This is a genomic window from Epibacterium sp. MM17-32 (assembly GCF_022348205.1).
Lineage (GTDB): Bacteria > Pseudomonadota > Alphaproteobacteria > Rhodobacterales > Rhodobacteraceae > Epibacterium.
On sequence record NZ_JAKRFC010000018.1, the window covers coordinates 22,504 to 47,335 of the forward strand.

Annotated in this window: 21 protein-coding genes; 14 read left to right on the top strand and 7 right to left on the bottom strand. The window is 63.4% G+C overall.

From position 1 onward, the window contains the following. Positions 1-146: 146 nt before the first annotated feature. The 7 genes from MHM88_RS20540 to MHM88_RS20570 all read left to right on the top strand — a co-directional run bounded on the left by MHM88_RS20540 (position 147) and on the right by MHM88_RS20570 (position 9,859). The gene (locus MHM88_RS20540) at positions 147-1,061 is read left to right on the top strand and encodes a LysR substrate-binding domain-containing protein (RefSeq protein ID WP_239323938.1); all 915 of its coding nucleotides are present in this window, start codon (positions 147-149) and stop codon (positions 1,059-1,061) included. A gap of 81 nt (positions 1,062-1,142) precedes the next feature. Further along, a complete protein-coding gene (locus MHM88_RS20545; protein ID WP_239323937.1) occupies positions 1,143-2,297 on the top strand; it encodes an aromatic ring-hydroxylating dioxygenase subunit alpha in 1,155 nt (384 codons plus the stop codon). Then, positions 2,297-2,566 (top strand): hypothetical protein, encoded by a 270-nt coding sequence (locus MHM88_RS20550; RefSeq protein WP_239324135.1) that lies wholly within the window; start codon positions 2,297-2,299, stop codon positions 2,564-2,566. The genes MHM88_RS20545 and MHM88_RS20550 overlap by 1 nt, the downstream gene beginning before the upstream one ends. A 62-nt stretch (positions 2,567-2,628) precedes the next feature. Continuing rightward, entirely contained in the window at positions 2,629-3,663 is a 1,035-nt protein-coding gene (locus MHM88_RS20555) for a GlxA family transcriptional regulator (RefSeq protein WP_239368657.1), read from the top strand. Between the two features lie 131 nt (positions 3,664-3,794). Further along, a complete protein-coding gene (locus tag MHM88_RS20560; protein WP_239368659.1) occupies positions 3,795-6,215 on the top strand; it encodes an FAD-dependent oxidoreductase in 2,421 nt (806 codons plus the stop codon). A gap of 344 nt (positions 6,216-6,559) precedes the next feature. Continuing rightward, positions 6,560-7,996 (top strand): glycosyltransferase family 2 protein, encoded by a 1,437-nt coding sequence (locus MHM88_RS20565; protein WP_239368661.1) that lies wholly within the window; start codon positions 6,560-6,562, stop codon positions 7,994-7,996. A gap of 54 nt (positions 7,997-8,050) precedes the next feature. Further along, positions 8,051-9,859, top strand: coding sequence for an FkbM family methyltransferase (locus tag MHM88_RS20570; protein WP_239368663.1), 1,809 nt, complete (start codon positions 8,051-8,053; stop codon positions 9,857-9,859). Between the two features lie 104 nt (positions 9,860-9,963). Here MHM88_RS20570 and MHM88_RS20575 read toward each other — a convergent pair whose 3' ends face one another. From MHM88_RS20575 to dctP, 6 genes are all read right to left on the bottom strand, one after another. Then, positions 9,964-11,208, bottom strand: coding sequence for an FAD-binding oxidoreductase (locus MHM88_RS20575; RefSeq protein WP_239368664.1), 1,245 nt, complete (start codon positions 11,206-11,208; stop codon positions 9,964-9,966). A gap of 96 nt (positions 11,209-11,304) precedes the next feature. Continuing rightward, entirely contained in the window at positions 11,305-11,655 is a 351-nt protein-coding gene (locus MHM88_RS20580) for a RidA family protein (protein ID WP_239368666.1), read from the bottom strand. Positions 11,656-11,690: 35 nt separating this feature from the next. Further along, complete coding sequence (locus tag MHM88_RS20585; protein ID WP_239368668.1) at positions 11,691-12,719, bottom strand: histone deacetylase family protein; 1,029 nt, start codon at positions 12,717-12,719, stop codon at positions 11,691-11,693. 18 nt (positions 12,720-12,737) lie between these two features. Then, positions 12,738-14,024, bottom strand: a complete 1,287-nt coding sequence (locus MHM88_RS20590) for a TRAP transporter large permease (protein WP_239368670.1) — start codon at positions 14,022-14,024, stop codon at positions 12,738-12,740. Positions 14,025-14,028: 4 nt separating this feature from the next. Continuing rightward, positions 14,029-14,592 (bottom strand): TRAP transporter small permease, encoded by a 564-nt coding sequence (locus MHM88_RS20595; protein ID WP_239368672.1) that lies wholly within the window; start codon positions 14,590-14,592, stop codon positions 14,029-14,031. A gap of 72 nt (positions 14,593-14,664) precedes the next feature. After that, positions 14,665-15,666 (bottom strand): TRAP transporter substrate-binding protein DctP, encoded by a 1,002-nt coding sequence (gene dctP, locus MHM88_RS20600; RefSeq protein WP_239368674.1) that lies wholly within the window; start codon positions 15,664-15,666, stop codon positions 14,665-14,667. A 250-nt stretch (positions 15,667-15,916) separates the two neighbouring features. Here dctP and MHM88_RS20605 point away from each other — a divergent pair, with 250 nt between their 5' ends. Then, the gene (locus MHM88_RS20605; protein ID WP_239368676.1) at positions 15,917-16,900 is read left to right on the top strand and encodes a LysR family transcriptional regulator; all 984 of its coding nucleotides are present in this window, start codon (positions 15,917-15,919) and stop codon (positions 16,898-16,900) included. 67 nt (positions 16,901-16,967) lie between these two features. On the opposite strand, the gene MHM88_RS20610 is transcribed toward MHM88_RS20605, so the two are convergent. Continuing rightward, positions 16,968-17,993, bottom strand: coding sequence for a nuclear transport factor 2 family protein (locus MHM88_RS20610; protein ID WP_239368678.1), 1,026 nt, complete (start codon positions 17,991-17,993; stop codon positions 16,968-16,970). A gap of 176 nt (positions 17,994-18,169) precedes the next feature. Between MHM88_RS20610 and MHM88_RS20615 the strand changes: the two genes are divergently transcribed. The 6 genes from MHM88_RS20615 to hisD all read left to right on the top strand — a co-directional run bounded on the left by MHM88_RS20615 (position 18,170) and on the right by hisD (position 24,773). Beyond that, positions 18,170-19,216, top strand: coding sequence for an ABC transporter ATP-binding protein (locus MHM88_RS20615; protein ID WP_239368680.1), 1,047 nt, complete (start codon positions 18,170-18,172; stop codon positions 19,214-19,216). Between the two features lie 71 nt (positions 19,217-19,287). After that, the gene (locus MHM88_RS20620) at positions 19,288-20,496 is read left to right on the top strand and encodes an ABC transporter substrate-binding protein (RefSeq protein ID WP_239368682.1); all 1,209 of its coding nucleotides are present in this window, start codon (positions 19,288-19,290) and stop codon (positions 20,494-20,496) included. Positions 20,497-20,582: 86 nt separating this feature from the next. After that, positions 20,583-21,605, top strand: coding sequence for a carbohydrate ABC transporter permease (locus tag MHM88_RS20625; RefSeq protein WP_065322605.1), 1,023 nt, complete (start codon positions 20,583-20,585; stop codon positions 21,603-21,605). Between the two features lies 1 nt (position 21,606). Further along, positions 21,607-22,761 (top strand): carbohydrate ABC transporter permease, encoded by a 1,155-nt coding sequence (locus tag MHM88_RS20630; RefSeq protein WP_239368684.1) that lies wholly within the window; start codon positions 21,607-21,609, stop codon positions 22,759-22,761. A 123-nt stretch (positions 22,762-22,884) separates the two neighbouring features. Beyond that, a complete protein-coding gene (locus MHM88_RS20635) occupies positions 22,885-23,436 on the top strand; it encodes an ester cyclase (RefSeq protein WP_239368686.1) in 552 nt (183 codons plus the stop codon). A 5-nt stretch (positions 23,437-23,441) separates the two neighbouring features. After that, positions 23,442-24,773 carry a histidinol dehydrogenase gene (gene hisD / locus MHM88_RS20640; RefSeq protein ID WP_239368688.1) on the top strand — a complete coding sequence of 444 codons (1,332 nt, stop codon included), beginning with the start codon at positions 23,442-23,444 and terminating at the stop codon, positions 24,771-24,773. Positions 24,774-24,832: the final 59 nt, after the last annotated feature.

Sequence of the window (24,832 nt, forward strand, 5' to 3'; positions counted from 1 at the left end):
CCGGCGGTGGGCGCGCGCGGCCCCCTCCGGATCCGCTGGTGGGGCGTGTCGGATGTGACCGGTCTTATGTCGGGAAGTCCCCTCGCCAAACGATCCGCAAATGCCCATACTCCCCGGACTTTCACCCAAGCCACGAGCACATGCCCATGTCGCGCCGCCACTACGATTTGCCGCCTCTGACGACACTGACCGCATTCGAGGCCGCGGCGCGGAATCTGAGCTTCAAGAAGGCGGCGGAGGAGCTGTCGGTCACCCCCGGTGCGGTGAGCCATCAGGTCAAGGCGCTGGAAGGCGAGCTGGGCGTTGCCCTGTTCAAGCGCAAGCATCGCGGCGTCGAACTGACGCCGCCGGGGCAGACCCTCTATGACACGCTTGCCGGGTCCTTCACCCGGATTTCCCAGAGCCTGCAGGCCATTCGCGACCATGGCAGCGCCGGTGTGGTGACGGTGGGGTCGACCACAGCGATGGCATCGATGTGGCTGTCCCCGGCGGTGATCCGGTTCTGGCGCGACCATCCGGAAATCAACATCAACCAGGTGGTGCGCGACAAGGCCTTTACCACCTCCGCCGAGCTGGACCTCTACATCTGGTATGGGCGGGAAAAGGACCCCCGGCTGGAGCAATTCCCGCTCTATCGCGATCACCTCCTGCCGGTGGCGGCGCCGGAGCGGGCGGAGGAGCTGGCGGGAGCTCCGCTTGAGGTCCTGGCGCGGCAGCGCCTGATCCATCTGGAGGGCGATGACATCAGCTGGACCAAATGGCACGACTGGTTCCGGCAGTTGGGCTACAAGGGGCCGGTCGCCTCCGGCATCCGGGTCAACAACTATTCGATCGCCCTGCAGGCGGCGCAGGACGGCGCCGGGCTGACGCTGGGCTGGGAACAGCTGATTTCTCCGGTGCTGAACCGGGGCGACCTGCGCATCATCACGCCGCATGTGCTGGCCGCACCTCAGAAATTCTACCTGATCTGCAAGCCGGAAGAGGAACTGTCGCCCAGCGCCCGCATGCTGCGCGACTGGATCATCAGCGAGGCCCGGCTGATCTCGGATGAGCCCAGCTAATCCGAGAGTGAGATTTTCGGATATTGAGCGAAATCCCGTCCAGCCACATCCTCCCGCAACTTCAGTTCGCAGGAGAGTGTGATGAACAAGCCAAGCTCGCTAGAAACCGTCATGACCTCGGTCAACCGGGCCAACGGTCTGCCCAACGCCCATTATATCGACCCGGTGGTGTTTGCCGAGGAACGCGAGTCCGTGCTCTTTGCCAATTGGGCCGGCGTGGGGTTCGGCAAGGACATCCCCGAGGCCGGAGACGCCAAGCCGGTGGATTTCCTTGGTGTGCCGCTCTTGCTGGTGCGCGATCAGGACGGGGCCGTGCATGTCTATCAGAACACCTGCCGCCACCGGGGCATGGTCCTGGTGGACGAACCCAAGAACATCCGCGGCACCATTCGCTGCCCCTACCACAGCTGGTGCTACAGCCTGAAGGGCAAGCTGCGGGCGGCGCCGCATGTGGGGGGCGTCGGCCAGAACACCCATGAGGACGTCAAGATGGGCGAGCTGAGCCTGATCTCGTTTCGCAGCCATGTCTGGCAGGACGTGATCTTCGTCAATGTCGATGGCAACGCCGCGCCCTTTGAGGAGGTCCATGCAGATCTGATCGAACGCTGGCAGGAATTCGACAAGCCGCTCTATCACGGTGGCATCGACAGCTCGTTCCAGCTTGAGGTGAAGACCAACTGGAAGCTGGCGGTGGAGAACTACTGCGAGAGCTACCACCTGCCCTGGGTGCACCCGGGCCTGAACAGCTATTCCCGGCTGGAAGACCACTACAACATTGAAATGCAGGGGAAATATTCCGGCCAAGGCACGCTGGTCTATCGCCAGCTGCAAGGCGCCGAAGGCGAGGTCTTCCCGGATTTCGACGGGCTGAGCGACAAATGGGACACCGGCGGTGAATATGTGGCGGTCTATCCCAACGTTCTCTTGGGCGTGCAGCGGGACCATACATTCGCCATCGTGCTGGAGCCGAAGGACTGCGAGAACACGGTGGAGCATATCGAGATCTACTATGCCAAATCCGGCGAGCAGACCGCCGGTCTCGACCATATGCGGCATCAGAACGCGCAACTGTGGAAGACGGTGTTCGAGGAAGACATCTTTGTCGTCGAGGGCATGCAGAAGGGCCGCCACGGACCGATGTTCGACGGCGGGCGCTTTTCGCCCGCAATGGACGGTCCGACACATAATTTCCACCACTGGGTCGCAACGCAGATTGAGGCGGGCCGCGCCAGATGATGACCACAGACTGGAGACACCTTCGCCCGGAGGACGCCGCAGCGCTGCATGCGGCGATCCTCTCCGCCCATGCGCAGCACGATCTGGAACAGCTGGTCGAGCTCTACGCCATCGCCGCGGACGGCGAGGAGGCGCAGGGCGATGTGGACGCCGCCTGTTTCTTTCTGACCCAGGCCTTTGTCTTTGCGCTCGAGGCGGGGGTGGCCCGCGCCTATGAGCTGAACCGCAGGCTGGTGGCCCATGGCCGCGCCTGGCCGCTGGAACCATAGGATCCGGGCGCTGCGGCGCCCGGTCCGGCTGCGGTCCCCTAGCCCGACCGAGGGAACTTGATATGACCATCACCTTTCTGTGCCTGCCGGGGTTCCCGCTGGCGCCCCTGTCGTTGGCGATCGACGCGCTGCGCGTGGCCGGCAGCCTTCACGGTTCATCTGTTTTCCAGTGGCAGACCGCGAGCGAGGATGGGGCAGCCGTGTACTCGAGCAGCGGGCTGAGCCTGACGCCGGATGCGGCTCTGCCCGAGGCCGCGCGCAGCGAGGTTCTGCTGACCTTTGCCGCCGCCGACAGCACCTTGTCCCATCCTGCCGCCAGCAGCGCCCTGTTGCGCCGGCTTTTGCGCCAAGGCAGCCGCATCGGGGCGGTCAACGGCGCCATCTTTGCGCTGGCGGAAACGGGTGTGTTCGACGGCACCCGGTGCAGCGTGCATTTCACCTATGCCGATGCGGTGCGCGAGCGGTTTCCCCGGCTGGAGGTCTGCCCGGCCCTGTATTGCGAGGATCGTGGCCGCGTCAGCATCAGTGGCGCGGCGGCGGTGTTCGAATACATGCTGGCACTGATCGCCGAACACACCAGCGCCGAAATCGCAGTGGAGGTGGCCTGCCGCTTTCAGCATGCCACCCAGCGCCGGGAAGGCACACCACAACTGCTGCCGGGCCATTCGCGCAACCAGACCAGGGACATGCTGCCGCGCCCGATCCGCGAGGCGGTACAGTTCTTTGCCGACCATCTGGAGGACCGGGTGCTGATCCAGGACGCCGCCGATCTGGTGGGGCTGTCGCTGCGCCAGTTCGAACGCGTTTTCAAACAGGAGATGGCCACCACGCCCGGGGCCTATTATCGGCAACTGCGGCTGGATGCGGCGCGCCAGAAGGTGCTGCACACCGATGCGCCCCTGTCCGAAATCGCCTTTTCGGTCGGCTATGAAACCGCCAGCGCCTTTAACGCCATCTACCGCCGCATCTACGGCCGCAGCCCCTCGGCGGATCGCGCCGACCCGATGCGGGCCCGGGCCAACGCCGCCCTGCGCGATCATGCGCTGGCGTCCCTTTCCGCCGCCGATGATGTGGTCCTGCCCCTGGCGGCAGAGTGACCGCGCGCGCCTTCGGTTTACTTCACCTCATGCGGGGATGAGAATTTTCGACGTTGTCCCGCAGGGGGCGGCGGTGGAACACTGACCCGCAACCCAACCTTCACCACCAGCAAAGCGAAAGCACCAATATCATGCGTACAGAAGCCAAAGCCGTCGTGATCGGCGGCGGGGTCATCGGATGCTCGATCCTCTACCACCTGACCAAGCTCGGCTGGTCCGACGTGGTCCTCCTGGAGCGGGACGAGCTGACCTCCGGCTCCACCTGGCATGCGGCGGCCAATATCCACGGCCTGCACGACAGCACCAATATCTCCCGCATCCAGCACTACACCATGACGCTGTATAAAGAGCTGGAAGCGGAAACCGGCCAGGGCTGCGGCGTGTTTCAGCCCGGCTCGCTCTACCTGGCGCAGACCGAAGCGCGCGAGCACCAGCTGCGCCTGCAGGCCGCCAAGGCCAAGCTCTACGGCATGAACTTCTACGAAATCTCCATCGAAGAGGCGCAGGAACTCAATCCGCTGGTGAACTACGACGGCATCCGCTGCGTGATGTATGAACCCGATGGCGGCAACGTCGACCCCTCGGGCGTGACCCAAGCCTATGCCACCGGCGCCCGCCAACGCGGCGCCGAGATCCATCGCTTCACCCCGGTCACCGCCACCGAGCAGCAGGAAGACGGCAGCTGGATCGTGAGGACGCCCAAGGGCGATATCCGCACCGGCTGGGTGGTCAACGCCGCCGGGCTCTGGGGGCGCGAAGTTGCCAAACTGGCCGGTCTGGATCTGCCCTTGCAGCCCACCGAGCACCAGTATTTCGTCACCGAGACCATCAAGGAAGTCGCCGACATGGACCGCCGCCTGCCCTCGGTGTCGGACCGTGACGGCGAATACTACCTGCGTCAGGAAGGCCACGGGCTGCTGGTCGGCGCCTATGAGCGCAACATGAAATTCTGGGCCGAAGAGGGCACGCCGCTCGATTTTGCCCATGACCTGTTCCCCGATGATCTGGAGCGCATCGAGGAAAACATGATGAACGCCATCGAGCGCCTGCCGCTGGTCGGCGAAGCGGGCATCAAGCGGGTCATCAACGGGCCGATGATCTGGTCGCCGGATTCCAACGTGTTGTTCGGCCCGGTGCCGGAACTGCAGGGCTATTTCTGCTGCAACGGCATCATTCCCGGCTTCTCGCAATCCGGCGGCATGGGGCTGATGGCGGCGCAATGGATGATCGAGGGCGAGACCCAATACGACATGTTCGCCTGGGACGTGGCGCGGTTTGACGACTGGGCCACCAAGGAGTTCACCAAGGCCCGCGTGCAGGATCAATATGCGCACCGGTTTGCCATCCACTTTCCGAACGAGGAACGCAGCGCCGGCCGCCCGGCCCGCACCCGCCCGATCTACGAGATGCAGCGCGAGATGGGCGCGGTCTTTGGCCTCAACGCCGGGTGGGAGCATCCCTTGTGGTTTGCCGATCAGCCCGGCACCGAGGACACCAATGGCTTCACCCGGCAGAACTGGTGGGAACCGGTGGGCGCGGAATGCAAGATGCTGCGCGAGCGCGCCGGCATCATCGACATCTCGAACTTTGCCAAATACCTCTGCAAAGGCCCCGGCGCCGAAGCCTGGCTCAACGCGGTCTTTGCCAACACCATGCCCAAATCCGTGGGCCGGTCGTGCCTGACGCCGCTGATTTCAAAACGCGGCGGCATTGCCGGCGATTTCACCGTCACCCGCACCGCCGAGGACGAGTTCTGGATCATCGGCTCCGGCATGGCGGAACGCTATCACAAGCGGTTCTTTGGCGCGGTGCCCCTGCCCGAGGGCACGTCCTTTGAGAGCATGACCCAGTCGGTCTGCGGCTTTAACGTGGCCGGTCCCAAGTCGCGCGAAATGCTCCAACGCATGACCAACGAGTCGCTGGACACGTCCGACTTCCCCTTCATGCGCAGCAAGCGCCTGATGTTGGAGGGGATCAATGTGCTGGCGCTGCGGGTGTCTTTCACCGGGGACCTCGGCTGGGAGTTGCACTGCGCCACAGAAGATCAGCAAAAGCTTTATATGGCGTTGATCGACGCCGGCCGCACCGTCGGCGCGGGCCCTGTCGGAGGGCGGGCCCTGATGTCGATGCGCATCGAGAAGGGCTATGGCTCCTGGAGCCGGGAATACTCTCCCGAATACTATCCGCAGGAGGTTGGCCTCGACCGGCTGTGCAAGATGGACAAGGCATTCCTCAACAAGGACGCCGCCGCAGCGGCCATGGCCCAGGAGGCCCGCGAAACCCTGGTGCTGTTGCGGCTTGAGGAGGCGGATGTGACCGCCTCCAACGCAGATGCCACCGGTGGCGAGCCGATCTTCAAGGATGGCCAGGGCATCGGACGGGTCACCTCGGGCACCTATGGCTATACGGTCGGCATGTCGCTTGCCCTTGGATTTGTGAAGGGCGCCGCCCCCGGCGATACGGTCGAGGTCATGGTATTGGGTCGCCCCCATCGGGCGGAGATCCTGGCCGAGCCACCGTTTGACCCCAAAGGCGAACGCCTGCGGGCCTGATCCCGCAGCAAACCAAAGCGGCAGACACAAGCCGCACTTGCAAGGTGGCGCGGAGCTCTCCGCGCCACGCCCCGCCCCCGGCCTGTGGCGTCACCTCCGGCACGCGGACGCCGCCGCGGCGGGCTGCAATACACAAGCGCAAAAACACGAGTCCTGCTGTTCTTGCGCCGGATCTTTGGGAAAGTTTTAACCAAATGGGTGATAGATCTTGCTCAATGCCCGCAGAGCACGATCATGAGCTGTGACGCGCGGCAGGCCATCATCAGCACCAGAACGGTGTGAAGCTTGTCGGGATTGTCATGCTGGATTCGGCATCAAGTCATAAAAACAACTGCCTGGTCTTCATGCCGGCACGAAATTGCGAGATCTACGCCGCAGAGGCCATTCGGAGCGTTGCCCGGCAGACCCATGAGGACGTTCACGTGCTCTATGTCGATGACGGTTCCGAAGACCAGACAGGCGAGATCGCCCAACACTATCTGACCGAACTCTTTCCCGCACGGCACACCTATGTGCACAATCCGGCGCGGCTTGGGAAATCGCAGAACATCTGGGCCCATCTGCGCCCCCTGGCGGCGGGGTTCGATTTCATCGCAATCCTGGATGCGGACGACCAGCTTGCCGATTCAAACATCCTCCGGGAAATGGCCGCGCATTATGCTGCTGGCAAGGATGTGGTCTGGACCAACTTTTTTACCGACAGTGGTCAACAAGGGCAGAACAGCGACCTGGACCCCACGTGCTCGCCACGGAAACAGCGTTGGTGCACCAGCCATTTCTTCAGCTTTCGCAGTGTCTTGCTGGAGAACATCCCCGAGAGCTATTACAAGGATGGCAAGGGGGACTGGTATATGGGCGCCTGTGACGTGGCCCTTGCCATGCCGGTTCTGGATCAGACGCGGAACTACAAGTTCATTCCGAAACTCGCCTATCGCTACACGATGACCAACCCGCTGTCGCTCCACAACAGCACCCCCAAGCTCAATGCCCTGACCTCGAAGCTGCAGCACACAAACGCGCTCGAGATCCATGCCAAGCCACCGCTGCCGCTGTATCAACCGCGCTCGCCTCTGCCAGCGCCCCCCGCAGACTCTGCCCCCCCCATCAGTTCAGTGTCCGGAGACATCACATTGTCCGAAGTTCCGTCCATCGACCCCGCTCAGGTCTGGCACCCCCAGGCCGCCCGTCAACTGGGGACGCAGCATCCCGACCTTCTCTCCGCGCTGGCCGTGACAGCGGACAGCGGGACAACCCCGCTGCAACTGTTGTCGCTGTCTCGGATCATCAGCCGGCACGCCGGGCGCGTGCTCTACATCGGCGCGCCCGACACGGCGACGCTTGTGGTGGCGCTGGCCGCGGAGGCCTCCGTGACCTGCCTGATGGCGGGCCCCCGGGACGAACAGGCGCTTCGGGCGCGGCTTGCGCTGCTCGGGCTGGACCGCACGGTCGAGATCCTCGCCGCGCCCAAGTCCAAGGTGCAGTTCAACAATCAGGACTGCCTGTTCCCGTCCTGCGCGGCGCTCTCCGAGACCGCGCCCTTTGACGTGGTGATCGTGGATGCGCGCGCCGAGGAGAACGAAGGCACATTCGCCGTTGTCGCCCTGCCTGCGATCTCCGAATACCTGTCGCAGACCGGGTTCCACTTCTGCACCCTGCTCAGCCGGAACGAGGTCGCCGCGCAGGTGATCGAGCAAACCGCGAAACTGACGGTGGGTCTGGAGCAATGTCTCGGCGGTATCGGTGGCACGGGGATCGTGACCTTTCCGGTCGCAAAGGACTAGCAGATGCCCGTGACCAACCGCAGCGCTCCTCACAACAGTTCGCAGATCCCTCCCATGCCCCTTGCCAGCACTGCCACGCGTCACGTCAAGACGCTCAAGGCCTTTGGTCACGATATCCCGATCTATCTCCCGTCCGAGGTCGACCAGATGCAAAAATTCGTCCGCGAGACGGGGCGCTTCCATGAGGAAGAGCTGCTGATCGCGCTTTGTGCGCGCCTGCCGGAAACGCCGACGGTGGTCGACGTCGGCGCCAACATCGGCAACCACACCCTGTTTTTTGGCCGGGTGCTGGATGCGCAGGTCATCAGCATCGAGCCGGTCCCGGATGCGTTTGATATTCTTGAAAAGAATGTCGCGCTCAATGGTTTGGAAGATCAGATCGAACGCCACCAGCTGGCGCTGGGGCGCTCAGCCGGGCGTGGGCATATCGTCGATCTCACCGCCAGCAACCTCGGGTTCGCCCGCGTGGAGGAAACGGATCAGGGCAGCGTGGAGATTTCCACACTGGATGCGCTGATACAGGCCCGTCATGTCGATCTCCTGAAGGTCGATGTCCGGGGACAGGGCGACCGGGTGCTGGAGGGGGGGCTGTCGACCATTGAGCGGTGCAAGCCGCTGATCGTCGCCGAGGCCAGCTGTCGTGAGGAACTGAACCGGATCGAACAGCTGCTGTGGCCCCTTGGCTATCAGAAGGCGGAGCGCTTTGGCGCCAGTGGTGCTTATCTCTTCAGGACCTGCCTGGAGCGGGCGCAGGACAGCCGCAGCTACACCAGACGCATTCTGGACAGCGTCGCGGAGCAGCTGCCGGCAACCACGGGACTCTATGCGGGGCTGTCGACCTCGGTGGAGAACGATGCCGCGCTGCGGGCCACGGTGACCTCGCTGCTGCCGCAGGTGGACGGTCTGTTTGTCCATCTCCATGGCGTCAAGGAGGTGCCGGAGTATCTGCACCGCATGGACAAGGTCACCTGTGTCCTGTGCGAAGATCCGATCCAGCCCGGCGACGCGGGCCGGTTCTGGGGGCTCGACCACATCGACAACGCGATCTACCTGGCCTGCAGCGACGACTATCTCTACCCGACCGATTACGCCCTGCGGATGGTGCAGGAACTGGCCCAGACCGAGGGCAAGGGGATCGTCTGCGTCGATGGCATCCTGCTGCAATATCCCGCATCGCCCGCCGACATAAAACGCGCAAAAAGCAGGTTCCGCCCCACGGATCCGCTGGTGCGCCGCCGTCGCATCCATGTGCCCGCCACCAGCTCCTGTGGCTTTCACACCGGGACAGTGAACCTGAAGATGGCCGATCACACGGCCGGCGACAGCGCCGAAGAATGGCTTGTGACCTATGCCGAGCAACACGGCATTGCACGCTATGCCATTCCACGCCCTGCCACCTGGCTGCAACCGCTCCGGGCGGAGAACGCGGACACGCAACGGCGCCGCACCGCCTCCGCCGCCACGGACACCGGCGCGCAGGACGGGGAAGCCTCCGCCTTGCGGGACCTGCTCCCGATTTCGCTGGCCAACCAGGGCGCGGACGCACTCATCGTGCTCTGCGATCTGGAGCGAGACGGCAAGATCATTTCGGCGCTCGACAGTCTGCGCCCCGGCACGCGAGATCCGATCGTGTTCATTCTCTGTGACGAGATCACCGAAAAGCTCCGGGCGATGATTGCCCAGCACAGATCCTGCTGGGAGGTCCATCTGCTGTCGCGCCACCAGCCCTGCCCTGACGACTGCCGCACGCTTCTTGCGCGGGAGACGATTCAGCTAGAGTACCACAAAAGCGTCAATGGACGCATGCAGCTGGCGGAAATGACCGAAGACCTCCGCAGCTGGCTGGCCACACCGCTGCAATAACCGCTGCCGGAGTCGCCCGGCTGGCTCAGGCGGCGGGCCTCGACGTGCGCTGCGGTGCGCCTGACGCGCGCTGGCCGGTTGTGGCGCGGGCCAGGGTCAGGACCCTAGGAGATGATGGCGGGGCGATGGGCGGGCGTCAGCGGCGCGCAGGCCTCATCGGCGTCCCCGTCCAGCATGTCCCCCAGGTGGCGCGCGGTGGTCGGCCCAAGGGTGAACCCCTGGTGCCCATGCCCGAAATGGAACCAGAGACGGTCATGTCTGGGCGCAGCGCCGACCATCGGCAGCATATCGGGCAGAAAGGGCCGTGTGCCGCGCCAGATCGGCCCAGCCTCGGTCACGCCGAGGTCGAGATAGGCCGAAAGCCCGCTGGCGGCCCGGTCGAGCTGGCGCACATCCGGCACTCGGCCCGAGGCCTCCAGCGCCACACCGCAGGTCATCCGCAAGCCGCCCTTCATACTGCAGAGCACCACCCCGTGGCGGGCATCAAACACCGGGCGACGCAGCGTTGCGGCCTGTGGATACATGCGATGCGCGCCGTGTTTCATGATCATCCGCACCCGGTAGCCCAGTTGCGCCAGCAGGGGCGGCGTCCAAGGTCCGAGTGCGATGACGGCATGTTCCGCACGCACCCGCTCCGCGTCGGTCTGCACCTCCCAGGCGTGGCCCGCACGACGCAGCGTGCTGGCATCACCGAGGTGGATGGTGCCGCCCCGGCGACGAAACAGCTCCGCATAGCGGGTGACCAATTCACCTGGTGCAGTGCAGCTCCAGACCTCGCGCCAATGGATCGCGCCGGCGGGCGGGGTGCGAAACACCGGCTCCGCCTTGCATAGTTCGGCACCGTCGAGTGGCACCGCGTCGATCCCGTAGCGCTGTTGCAGCCGGTCGAGATCACGCGCCATGGCCTCGAATGCGATCGGGTCCTGAAACACCGACAGATAGCCATCCCGCGCAATCAGATCCTCGGCGCCCGCAAGGCTGATCCAACGGTCGTGATCGGCGCAGGCGCTGCGGATCAGCCGCGCGTTAGGTTGCGACAGGAGCTGATGGCGCCGGGGATGGGAATAACGGTAGTATTGCCACAGCGCGGGCAGTTGGCTGAGGACACCCCGCGGCGACCACACCACATCGTTGCTGCGCCCCAGCAGGATGTCGAGGATCTCGGGCAGCGCGCGGGGCATGGCGTAGGGCTCTGCCGCCTCGGCCTGGATCAGCCCCGCATTGCCATAGCTGGTCTCCTGCCCCGGTGATTTGCGGTCGACAACCGTGACCGCATGCCCCCGCGCCTGCAACTCCAGGGCGGTCGCAATCCCAACCATGCCGCCACCAAGAACCAGAATTTCGGACATGAGAGAGGGCTCCTGTAGGCAAGGCGTATCCCGCACGCCCGCCGCAGGCCGCGGGCGTGGGGTGTGTTTCATGCAGGGGACCACGGCCCCCGGAAATCAGCCTTTGGCGGCGATAACGAGGATCTCGACGGTGAACTCGGGCGTGGCGAGCTTGGATTCTCCACAGGCCCGCGCGGGCGCACGGCCTTCGGGGACCCAGGCATCCCAGACCGCGTTCATCTCGGCAAAGTCGCTCATATCCGCGAGCCAGATAGTGGCTTGCAGGATGCGCTCCTTGGAGGAGCCCGCCTCGGCCAGCAGCGCGTCGACCTTATCAAGGCAATCCTGCGTTTGCTGGGTGACGCTGGCCCCGGCGGTGCCGACCTGACCAGCGAGGTAGATGGTGTCGCCATGGGTGACGATCTGGCTCATGCGTTGGGTGGTGTGGGCGTAGGTGATATCGCTCATAGTCGTCTCTTATGGTTTGAGGATTAAAGGAAATCTCAGCGTGCGGCAGAGGTAAAACCGCCAAGCACGCGGGTGAGGTTATGGCCGAGGCTGTCGGAGATGTAACCGCCCTCCTGCACAAAAAGCGTCGGAAGGCCCGCGCGGGCAATCGCCTCGCCAATGCGCGAAAACCCGTCGCCGGTGACCTGAAAACCCTGAAACGGATCGTCCTTGGAGGCATCAAGGCCCAGCGCAATGACCAATACGTCGGTGCCAAAAGCGCGAACGCGGTCGAGGCAGGTGTCGAGCGCGGCCAGGAAGGGCGCATCATCGGTGCCACGCGGCAGCGGCAGGTTGAGGTTGTAGCCTCGCCCTCGGCCCTCGCCGCGTTCAGAACTGTGGCCCCAGAAGAAGGGGTAGAAATCTGCCGGGTCGGCGTGGATCGAGAGTGTCAGCACATCGTCGCGATCATAAAACAGCCCCTGCGTGCCATTGCCATGATGCACGTCCACATCCAGAATTGCCGGTCTGAGGCCCCGGTCCCGCAACAGCTGCGCGGCGATGCCGGAGTTGTTGAGAAAACAAAAGCCCCCCGCCATATCGCCAAAGGCATGATGCCCCGGCGGGCGACAGAGCGCATAGGCCGCGCGTTCGCCAACCGCGACCAGATCGGCGGCACTGATCGCGGTCTGCGCCGACCAATAAGCAGAGCCCCAAGTCTCGGCATTGATCGGACAGGAGGTATCGGCCTGATGATAGCCCGCCTGCCCCAGCGCGGACCGCGGATAGCTGTCGCGGCGATCCCCCGGCTTGATATGAGAAATCACCTCCGGGCCTGCGCCGTCGATCTCGGACCAGCGGGCATGGATCGTTTGCAGAAACGTCAGGTATTCCGGCGAATGCAGGGCCGCGATGGGGCCAAGGCCTGCGTCCTCGGGCGCTGTGAATGTGCAGCCTGCCGCCTCGGCGCCGCTGCGCAGGATCTCGGTGCGTTCGGGCTGTTCGGGGTTTGGCTTCATCACACCATAGGCCATGAACTGGCTGGGATTATGGGCGCGCTGGCGGGGATCATAGATCGCTTTCATGTCGGTCTCCTTGCGGCCTTAGCCAAAGACAAAATTGGGCAGCCACAGCGCCACGTCTGGCACAAAGGTGGTGATCAGCAGCGTCGGCAACCACGCAAATGCGATCATGATGAAGGTGGGCTTCAGCATCTCGCTCACGGGCGTGTCGGTGACCTTTGCGCCGAGATACAACAGCGGCGCGGTGGGCGGCGTGATATTGGCCATGCCGAGATTGACGCCAAGGACAGCGGCAAAATGCACCGGGTCCATGCCGACGCTTTGCACGATAGGCAACAAGAGCGGCGCCGACAGCAACAGACCCGAGATATCATCCATCAACATGCCGATGAGGATCATCACCAGGTTGACCATCAGCAGGATCACGATCGGGTTGTCCGAGATCGAAAAGATCAGATCCTTGGCCATGCCGGGGATGTCTTCGAACACCAGAAAGCGGCTGACGATCACCACCACAAAGACCATCAGCATCACCACGCCAATGGTGGTGCCCGCATAGCGCAGGGTCGGCCAGATGTTCTGGGGCGTAAGGCCGCGATAGATGAACAGGCCGACGGGAATGGCATAGATCACCGCCACCCCTGCGGCCTCGGTCGGGGTCATGATGCCGCCGTAGATACCGCCCAGGATGATGATCGGCATCAGCAGCGCCGGAAAGGCCCGCCCGCCGCGCCGCACAAATTCCTGCGGGTAGCTTGCGGGGCGTTCCAAGAGTTTCAGGTCCGCCTTGCGCATCAGCACATAGTTCACGATGCACAGAAGCGTAATCAGGATCAGCCCCGGCACCACGGTCGAGAGGAAACACTTGAGCACCGATTGCTGCGCAACCCACGCATAAAGGATCTGCGACGAGGACGGCGGGATCAGCAGCCCCAGCGGACAGGCCGCCACAATCAGCGCCGCCGCCGGGCCGCGCGGGTAATTCGCGGCCTTGAGATGCGGCATCATGATCGACCCGATGCAGGTGAGCGTCGCCGCCGCAGACCCCGAGATCGAGCCAAAAATACCGCTGGCGAACACCGCCGCCGCGCTAAGGCCCCCGTGGATGCGCCCCACCAGAAGCTCCGCCACCGAGACCAGCGGCGCAGCGATCCGCCCCCGCTCCATGATGGCACCGGCGAGAATGAACAGCGGGATCGCAAGCAGCACGATGGAGTTCATCTTCCAATGGCCGGTGGGCAGGAACCCGGTCACGTCATGACCGCCAAAGACGCCGATAAAAACCAGCACGCCGCCGAACGACAAAGGCACGCTTACACCAATCAGGAGCAGCACACACAGGATCAAAAGACTGCCGAGGATAATCATGGGGTCAGGCTCCTGCAGCAGGGTCGCGATCGGCGGGCACGGCAAAGCGCGCCGCCGGAAGCTTCAGGAAAACGTAAAGCCGCAGCGCGCTGTAGACCCCCATCAGGCCAAAGCCGAAAAAGATCGCCGCGCGCGGCACAAAGAACGGAATTTGCAGGGCAATCGTGGTCTGATAGCGGGGATAATCGCCGATTTCCTCGATCATCATCACCGTGGACCAGTAAAACAGCACCAAGGTCACCAAAAGCTCGATCCCGGTGATCAGGATCGCCCGTGCGCGCCGTTTAACGGGATCAAGGATCACGAAATCCAGCAGATCGGCGTTCACATGCACGCCCTCCCAGGTGCCAATGGCGGCGGCGATGAAATAGAGCCAGAAACAGATGATCAGCAGCCATTCCTCATAGGCGAACAGATCGGCGTTAAAGCCATATCGGAACACCACCACGAGGAAGAAGGTCAGCGCCATGGCGATACAGCCAAAGCACACGTAGATCGTTTGCAGCCGCAAAAGGATGCGGACCAGCTTGGCCAGCCCGGGCGGCAAATCCCGGCTCAGGTCTTTCATGATGCAGTCACCGTCTGGAGATCAAGGACAGGCCCCGGATGCCGGGGCCTGCGCGCTGTCAGATCATTGGGATCAGTTGCTGGGGGCCATCAGGCGGTCGATCACATCCTGACCGACAATCTCTGCAATCCCCGGCCAAACGTCCTTGCGCACGGTCTCGGCAATGGCGCTGCGCTCGGCGTCAGAGACCTCGACCACCTCGTAGCCGGTCTCCTTGAGCTTATCGATGTAGCCCGCTTCATTGGCCTTGGCCTCGGCAAAATAGCTCTGCGCGGCCTTGTCAAACGCGGCCTGTACGGCGGCGCGCTGTTCGTCGTTCATCTCTTCCCATGTCTCCATGGAGGCGTAATAGGTGGTGTTCTCGACCACCGCGCCATAGGGGATGAAATACTTGCCCACATCCGAGGTCGCAAAGGCGCTGTAGGCCAGCTGCGCGGTGCAGCAGATCGCGCCATCCACAACGCCGGACTGGATCGCCGGGAATACCTCGCCCCAGTTCATCGTGGTGGCGTTGAAGCCCATGGCCTCCACGGTGTTCTTGATCACCTGACTGGACCAGACGCGGATGTTGACGCCCTTGTCGCCCACGGTGGTTGCGTTTTCGGGCAGGGTTTCCGCAACCACGCCGATAAACCCTTCGGGTGCGTTGGCCAGCAGCTTCAGCCCCAGCCCTTCAAGCCGTTCGCCGAAGATCTCGTTAAAGGCGCTATCCTTGTTGAGATAGATATTCTCCATCTCGTCAAAGCTCGACACCAGATAGGGCAAGGAGTTGATCTCCAGCACCGGGTCACGGTGGGCATAGATGACGGAATGCACCAGATCGACGTTGCCGCGCGCGGCGTCCTCGAACAGCTCTTCGCCGGAGCCAAGCTGCCCGGCCTCGAACAGCGTCACCGAAAGGCCCACATCGGCGCCTTCGATATCGGCTTCGATCTGTTTCAGGATGTCATTGCCGAAATGTTCGACCGGGACGACGCCCGCGAGTTTGAGCCGCATGTCGGCCGCCTCCGCCGCGCCAAGCGACAGGGTGAAAGCAGCCGCCGTGGCGGCGGTGGTCCAAAGTGACTTACGCATGAAAATCTCCGTTCCCTGTTGTCAGTGCAACGCGCAACCGGATGGCCCCTCTGTCGGCTGGTGCCGCTTCTGCGGAGGGGCCGTGTCGCCACGTTGATCTTCCGTGAAATTTGCGGAGGGATCTGGAATAGATCAAATAGATAATTGATTAACCCGCCATAGATTTTCATAATAAAGTGAGGATTACACATCCGTTCACCCACACAGGCCAAGGCCAGCCCCTCGCAATAAGGCATTGTTTTCAAAGAAGATGACGCAGCCCCCCTCCACCTCCGCGCCGCCTCACATCGACCCCGAGCGTCTCACCCGAGAGATGAACTGGAACCTGTTGCGCACCTTTGTGGTGCTGGCAGAGAGCGGCTCCATCACCGAGGCGGCAGAGCGGTTGCGGCTAAAACAGCCCACGGTTTCGGTCGCCCTGAAGAAGCTGGAGGACCAGCTGGGCCAGCGCCTGATTGATCGCTCGCCGGGGCGGTTCACCCTCACCGAGGCTGGCGCGTTGCTCTATCGCGAGGCGGTGAACATCAACGGCTCCATCCTGCGGCTGGCGACCCTGATGCGCACGGTAACGCCAGAAATCAGCGGCCATGTGCGCATTGCCGTGGCCAGCCATGTGCTGTGTCCGCTGTTTGATGCGGTCATCGGCGATTTCTATGCCGACCACCCAAAGGCGAGCCTTGCCATCGACGTGATCACCAGCGGCGATGCGATCTCTGCGGTGGCGGCCAAACGGGTGAGCTTTGCCCTCGCCCTGGTGCGCGAACAGGATCCGAACCTGCGCTACATCCCCGTTTATCGCGAGACATTTGCGCTGTTTTGCGGCCCGCGCCATCCGCTGTTTGGTCGCCGCGACCTGACGCTGGATGACCTCAAAGGTCACGCGGCGGTGGTGTTCGACAACGACCGGCTGCAAGACGCGCTGCAGGATGTGACCCTGCTGCGCGCCCGCGCCGCACTGGCGTCCCAGGTGACCGGCGTGTCGGAGAACCTCGAAGAGGTGCGCCGCATGATCATGGCCGGGCTCGGCATCGGCCCATTGCCCAAACATGTGGTGGCCCGTGACCTGCGCGACGAGTTGCTGTGGCAGGTCCCCCCGTTCGAGGACCTGCCCGAAGTGGATGTCTATCTGGTCTGGCACCCCGAAACGATCCGCAATCGCGCCGAGGACAGGTTGCTCACGGACCTGATCGCACGGCTGGAGTCCACGCCGCTGTCCGACCGTGTCTATGCCTGATCGCCCCTCCCTGACAGCCCCGTCATCACGCGTGGCGAGGAAATGCCCCTGAGCGTCGGCGCAACGGTCAGGACCCTGCGCGTGCTGCGGGACTGATCTGGGCCATCCGCCCCAGCACATCGACGCCTTGCTGTTTCCAGAAATGCAGCAGGTCGATAAAGACCCAGTTCTCCGCCAGCTTGTCGCCGTCGCGGCGATAGATGTCGATCACCCGGAACTCGCCGGGCTTGCCGGTGGCGGGCATGCCCATGAAACCGCCGGTCGGCACCGCGGTGAAATTGGGCCAGCCAAAGAAGCCGCCGAAATTGCCCTCGCCGATACGGCAGATGTGTTGGGTCTTGGAACGCTCTGAAAACCCGGCGCGAAAGGGGCCGGAGTGCTGTTTGGCATAGCGTTCGATCGTGTAGGTGGCACCGATCCCCGCCGGGCCCCACCACAGCATGTCCTGGTGCCAGGTGCGGGCCAGCTCCTCTTCCAGCGGCAGCGCGCCCTGCCAGGTGCCAAGATCGGTCACCATCCGCTGTATCAGCTCCAGCGTCTGCACCCCCGCGGCGGGGTCTTGCGGGTCGAACATCACGCCATCATGGGTCTGCGGCCCCGGCTGCACCTGATGGCTGGCGGTCTGCGGCGGAAAGGGTTGCAGCCCGGCCTGCATCATCAGATGCGGAATGTCGAAATACATCGCCGTCTCAGTGATCTGGTCCCCTTCGACACGGTGAAAGGCGCAGTAGCGCAGGAACACCAGCTTGCCCGTCGGCGCGATATGGAGCCATGGGCGGTCAAACAGCCCCATCAGATGCCCCATCGAGCAGACCCAGATCCCGCCCGGGTCCGAATAGTAGTTCTCGCCCGCCATAAACACGTCGAGCCGCCGCTGCATCCGGGTCAGCGCGCCCCTGAGGGGCTGCCAGAACGCTTGCGCCACCGCCTCCGGCCCGATGATTTCATCAAACGGATGATAGCCGCGCCAACGCAGATTCGGGCTGCAATATTGCGCCATAGCGGCCGGAACCGCCGCCCCCTCGGCCCCGTCCAGGGCCTCGTAGAAGGCGCGCACCAAGTGTTTTGCGTGCTGGAGTTCTGTCGGTTTCATTCGGAAAATCAGCCTCTTAGATTTCGGATCGCGCCGCCGCCCCGCAGAGTTTTGCAAACGCTTGCAAAAACATCTTGCCAGATGGCGCTTCCTGTCGCTACCCTTTTTGCAAGCGCTTGCAATTTCAACCTTGAGATTATGACAGAGCGCAGCGCCATCAGACGCGGGGAGTATCAATGGCTGAAATCCAACTGCGCAATATCGGCAAGCGCTGGGGCAGTTTTGTCGGGGTGAACAACTTCGACCTGACCATCGCCGATCGCGAATTCCTCGTGCTGCTCGGCCCGTCGGGCTGCGGCAAGACCACCACCATGCGGATGATCGCGGGGCTGGAGGATGTGACCGAGGGCGAAATCCTGATCGACGGCAAGGTGGTGAACGATCTGGAACCCAAGGACCGCGACGTGGCGATGGTGTTCCAATCCTATGCGCTGTATCCCAACCTCAATGTCTATGAAAACATCCGCTTTCCGCTGAAGGTGCGCGGCGTCGACCCCGCGACCCATGACGAGAAGGTGCGCCGCGCCTCCGCCATGGTGGAGCTGGACGATTTCCTGCATCGCAAGCCGGCGGAACTGTCCGGTGGCCAGCGTCAGCGCGTCGCCCTGGCCCGCGCCATCGTACGCGAACCCAATGTGTTCCTGATGGATGAACCGCTGTCCAATCTGGACGCCAAGCTGCGCGTCTCCACCCGCGCCCAGATCAAGAACCTCAGCCACGAGCTGGCCGTCACCACGATCTACGTCACACATGACCAGATCGAGGCGATGACGCTGGCGGACCGCGTGGTGGTGATGAAAAAAGGCGTGGTGCAGCAGGTCGGCTCGCCCACGGAAATCTACGACCACCCGGCCAATACCTTTGTCGCCAGCTTCATCGGGTCACCCGCGATGAACCTGATGGAGGGCACCGTCACCGGCGGCACCTTCCGCGCCAAACATGTGGAAATTCCGGGCCTTGACGCCAAGGACGGCCCGCTGACGCTCGGTTTCCGCGCCGAGGATGCCAGCCTCGCCCCCGAAGGTCAGGGCCAGATCACCGCGCCGATCTACACGCTCGAACTCCTGGGCGATGCGACGATGATCTCCGTCCGCGTCGGCGGGGCGCTGGTTTCGGTCAAGGCCGACAAGACCTTCCGCGCCGAAATCGGCGATCCGGTGCACCTCAGCGTGCCGCCCGCGATCTGCCACCTGTTTGATGCCGAAACCGGCGAACGCATCTGACCCATTCCAGAACAGACCGGGACAACCCGGCGGACCTCAACTCAACAGGAACCCCACAGGGAGCCAACTATATGACACTCAAGACCATTCTGATGGCAGGGGCGCTGTCCCTTGCGGGCGCGGCGGCTTCGGCCTCTTGCGCGTTTGAAAACACCGTGCCGCTCAAATCCCTCACCGCTGGCTTCGAGGCCTGGAAGGCCGCGACCGATGCGATGGCGGAATGCGGCAACTTCTCCGCCTCGCTCGATCAGGAGTTCAAGGAAAAGCAGCCCGAGGCCTTTGCCGCCAACCCGGCGCTTTACCAGATCGGCGGCGTTGCGAACGAGACGCTGATCCCGCTGTTGAACGCCGGCACCATCCGCCCGCTGGATGATCTGGTTGCGAAATACGGGGAGAACCTGACGCCCAACCAGCTGATCAAGATCGACGGCGAGACCATGGCGATTGCCATGATGGTGAACGCCCAGCACCTGATGTACCGGCAGGACATCCTGGCTGATCTCGGCATCGAAGAGCCCAAGACCTATGCCGATGTCCTCGCCGCTGCCGAAAAGATCAAGGCCGCAGGCGTGGTAGACTATCCGCTCGGTGGCACCTTCAAGACCGGCTGGAACCTGGCGCAGGAATTTGTGAACATGTACCTCGGCGAGGGTGGCAATTTTGTCGACGCCGACAACAACCCCACCATCAACACGCCCGAAGGCATCAAGGCGCTGGAAACCCTGAAGGCGATGACCGCCTATATGGACCCGGAATATCTGGTGTCCGACTCCACCTACGTTCAGCAGCAGTTCCAGCAGGGCAAGATCGCCATGGCCAACCTCTGGGCCAGCCGCGCCGCCGCGATGGAAGATGCCGCCGAAAGCCAGGTGGTGGGCAAGGTCAAGATGGCCCCCGCCCCGATGGGCTCCGCAGCCCCTGCAACCTCGCTCTGGTGGGATGGCGTCGTGCTGGCCGCCAACATGAGCGATGAAGAGGCCGAGGCCGCCTTCAGGGTGGTGATGGAAGGGCTCGACACCGAAATGGTGCAGGCCAACAACGATGCCGCCGTCTGGCTGGTGCCCGGCTATGAGGCTGGCCCGCTGGCCGCCGGGGCCGCCGCATCTGCCGCCAACGGCGCCCGCCCCTACCCGGCCTCCACCGCGCTTGGCATCCTGCATTCCGCCCTCGGCAACGGGCTGTCGGCCTATCTGACCGGCGCCAAGGATGCGGAAACCACGCTGGCCGACATCGAGGCGAACTATATCACCGCCGCCAAGGAAGCGGGCCTCCTGGAGTAACCCTCCCCTCTCCTCGTCGACCTCGGGGGAGGCCGCGCCCTCCCCCCTTTTTCCCAGCCCCACGGAACCATGAGAAAGGCAGAGACATGAATTTCCGCACCTTTGCCGCCTTTGTCGGCCCCTCTGTCTTTATGATGCTTCTGTTCATCGCCTTTCCGCTGATCAGCGTGTTTGTGCAGAGTTTCTATGTCACCCAGACCGTCTATGAGGTGGTGGAGGTGGAAACCTGCACCCCCGGCTTTCTGACCCAGACCTGCACCACCGAGGAAAAATCCGTGCCGGTGGTGGATGACAACGGCGACGTGATGACGCGCACCGAATTTGTCGGCCTGCAAAGCTACCGCAATGTGCTGGAGCTGGGCCGCGCGTGGGATGCGCTGAAATCCGGCAGCTGGTCGGCCTTTCAGACCATCGACTTCTGGAAGGCGCTGCGCTTCACGCTGACCTTCACCCTCATCACCCTGCCGCTGAACATCGGCCTCGGCCTTGGCATTGCGCTGATGATCAACAACGCCGCCCGTGCGGTGCGCGGGCCGGTGATCTTCATCTCGCTGCTGCCCTTCATCATCACACCGGTGATTGGCGCGCTGTCGATCAACTGGCTGTTTCGCGGCGACGGCATCCTGACGGCGGCGATGGAATGGTACTCGGGCCGCGACATCGCCATGTTCGCCCAGGCCTGGACCATCGAGCTTTTGATGATGCTCTACCGCGTGTGGCACGTCGCGCCCTTTGCCGCGATCGTCTTTTACGCGGGCCTTCAGACGGTGAATTCCGACAGTCTGGAAAGTGCGGTGATCGACGGAGCCTCGCGCTGGCAGCGGCTGCGCTACATCGTGATCCCGCATCTGATGCCGCTGATCATCTTTGTGTCGATGATCCACCTGATGGACGCCTATCGCGTGTTCGAGGAGGTCGTCGGCTTCTCCTCCCAGGGGCACGTGATCTCGCTGCAATGGCTCACCTACGATTTCCTGGTGCCGGATCAGGCGGGCAACCGTTCGATCAGCCGGGCCTCCGCCAGCGCCATGCTGACCATGATCGGCATCACGCTCCTGCTCATCGCTCCCCTGCGCCGCACCTGGCGCGATCATAAAGGAGGCCACTGACATGTCGTCCCGTGCCATGCGCCAGCCCCTCAGCCTGCGTCTGACCTCCAACAGCCTCCTGATCCTGTGGTGCGTCATCGCCGCCTTCCCGATCTTCTGGATCACGGTGATGAGCTTCAAGACACCGGTGGATGCCTTTGATGCCAACGCGCTCAATGTGATCTTCGGCCCCGAAACCCGCGCCAAGGGGCATGGCGTATCGCTCCTCGACATCTGCCTGCTGGGGCTTGCGCTCTGGGGGCTGTGGCGGGGGGCGGCCCGGCTGTTGCCCTCGATGGTCAGGAGCTACGCCCCCGCAGGCGCGGTCTGGCTGGGCTGGCTCATTGGTGCGGCTGCTCTTGGTCTGGTCGCGCTTGTCACCCTGTTTGGCCTTCTGCCCGTGCTCTCGAACGCGCTGAACCCGGTGCTTGGGGCCTTTGGGGCGGATGTGATCGGCCTCACGACCGAGCATTACAAGACCGTCTGGATCGACCGGGGCTTTTCCAACAACTTCCAGAACTCGCTGGTGGTGACCGCAGGTGTTGTGACCGTGTCGCTCACCGTGGGTACGCTTGCGGGCTATGGTCTGGCGCGGTCCGGCTCGACGCTGGCGTTCTGGATCCTGATCGTCGCGCTGGTGTTCCGCGCCCTTCCGCATTCGGTGCTGGTGGCGGGCTATCTGCCGGTGTTTATCAACTCGTCCGAGTGGCTGGCACCGATCCTCGGGGAGAACGCGCCGACGCTTTATGGCAAGCCGATGGCGGTGATCGCGGTGCTGGTGGCGATCAACCAGCCCTTCACCATCTGGATGCTGCGGTCGTTCTTCCAGAACATCCCCGCCGATCTGGACGAGGCCGCGCGGGTCGATGGCTGCAACCATTTTCAGGCCTTTCGCCGGGTCATCATGCCGGTGATGTGGCCGGGGGTCATTACCACCGGGCTGTTCTCTTTCCTCTTGGCCTATAACGACTTTCTGGTGACCTCGCTTCTGCTCGATGCGCAGAACCAGACCATGGTTCCGGCCATTGCGGGCATGTTCAACCGCGAGACCACAACCACCGATCAGGTGGTCGCCGTCGCCGCCGCGGTGTCGATCACCGCGCCCCTGTTCATCCTGGTGATGGTGTTCCAGCGCCAGATCGTCTCCGGCCTCACCGCAGGGGCGGTCAAGGGATGAGCTGTGCCTTTCGCGAGACTGCGAGCGCCCGCCACCCGGCGCTGAACCGCCTGCCACGGGATTTTCTGTCCGCAGGGAGCCTGCCCTCCCTCACCACAGAAACAGGATTACAGGAGTGACCTCATGAAAGGTTCCCGCCCCGAACAGGCCGTGCTGACCCGTGACACGGATATGACCAAGACCGAAGAGACCCGCGCCGTGATCGAAGGCATGGTCGACGGTCTCAACGACCACCGCATTGCCGACATCGGCGAGTTCTTTGCAGAAAACTTCCGCTGGCTCGGCAATCAGGGCTGCGGCACCAAGACCGGCCTGCGGGAATTTCAGGACAACTGGCAGCGCCCCTTTCAGGCGGCGTTTTCCGACAAGACCTGCATCGACGAGGCGCGCCTCTACATGGGCGAATGGGCGGCCGCCTTTGGCCGTCAGGAAGCCACCCACACGGGCGAATTCCTCGGCATTCCCGCCACCGGCAAGCGGGTCGAGATCCGCTATATGGACTTCTGGAAAGTTCAGGACGGCAAGATCGTCGACAATTGGGTGAATGTGGATTTCGCCCATGTGGCCGCGCAACTCGGTGTGGATCTGTTCAACGGCCACGGCTGGGAAGCCTATGACCGCGGCGAAAAGACCCCGCCGCGCCCCGACACTCCGCGTACCGACAACCAAGGATAAGAGCCATGGCAATCACCTATCTCAAACGCGGCAAATCCGACGCCGCCCGCGCCGAAGACAACGCCAAGACCCGCGCCATCGTGGAGGCCACCCTTGCCGACATCGAGGCCCGCGGCGACGCCGCCGTGCGCGACCTCAGCGAGAAATTCGACGGCTACGCGCCCGAGAGCTTTCGCCTTAGCCAAGAGCAGATCGACGCGCTGATCGCAGAGCTCTCCGACCGCGAGATCGCGGATATCAAGTTTGCGCAAAAGCAGGTCGTGGCCTTTGCCAAGGCGCAGCGCGACTCCATGCTGGATATCGAGGTGGAAACCCTGCCCGGCGTGATCCTCGGCCACAAGAACATCCCGGTGCAATCGGTGGGCTGCTACGTACCGGGGGGCAAGTTCCCCATGGTCGCCTCGGCCCATATGTCGGTGGCCACCGCCAAGGTCGCCGGCGTGCCGCGCATCGTGGCCTGCACGCCGCCGTTCAAGGGCAAGCCGAACCCCGCCGTGGTCGCCGCGATGCATTTTGGCGGCGCCGATGAGATCCATATCCTCGGTGGTATTCAGGCGGTGGGTGCCATGGCGATCGGCACCGAGAGCATCGAGGCGGTGCATATGCTGGTTGGTCCAGGCAATGCCTTTGTGGCCGAGGCCAAGCGGCAATTGTTTGGCCGCGTGGGCATTGATCTTTTTGCCGGCCCCACCGAGACCATGGTGATCGCCGATGAGACCGCCGCCGATCCCGAGCTCTGCGCCACCGATCTTCTGGGACAGGCCGAGCACGGCTATAATTCGCCCGCCGTCCTGGTGACGAATTCACGCGCGCTCGCCGAGGGCACACTCGAGGAGATCGACCGGCTGCTGAAGATCCTGCCCACCGCCGACACCGCGCGGGTCTCTTGGGAGGATTACGGCGAAGTGATCCTCTGTGACAGCTACGAGGAGATGCGCGAGATCGCGGATGAGATCGCCTCGGAACATGTGCAGGTGATGACCGATCGCGACGACTGGTTCCTGGAGCAGATGACCTGCTATGGCGCGCTGTTCCTGGGGCCGCGCACCAATGTGGCCAACGGCGACAAGGTGATCGGCACCAACCACACGCTGCCGACGCTGAAGGCGGGGCGCTATACCGGTGGGCTCTGGGTTGGGAAGTTCCTGAAAACCCACAGCTATCAGAAGGTCCTGACCGATGAGGCGGCCTCTCTGGTCGGCGAATACGGCTCGCGCCTCTGCATGCTCGAGGGATTTGTGGGCCATGCCGAGCAATGCAACATCCGGGTGCGCCGCTATGGCGGGGTGAATGTACCCTACGGTGCGGCTGCCCCCTATCGCGACGCGGCAGAATAAAGCGGGACAAGGGGGGCGCTGCCCCCGGCCCCTCGCGGGGCCTCCCTCGAGATATTTTT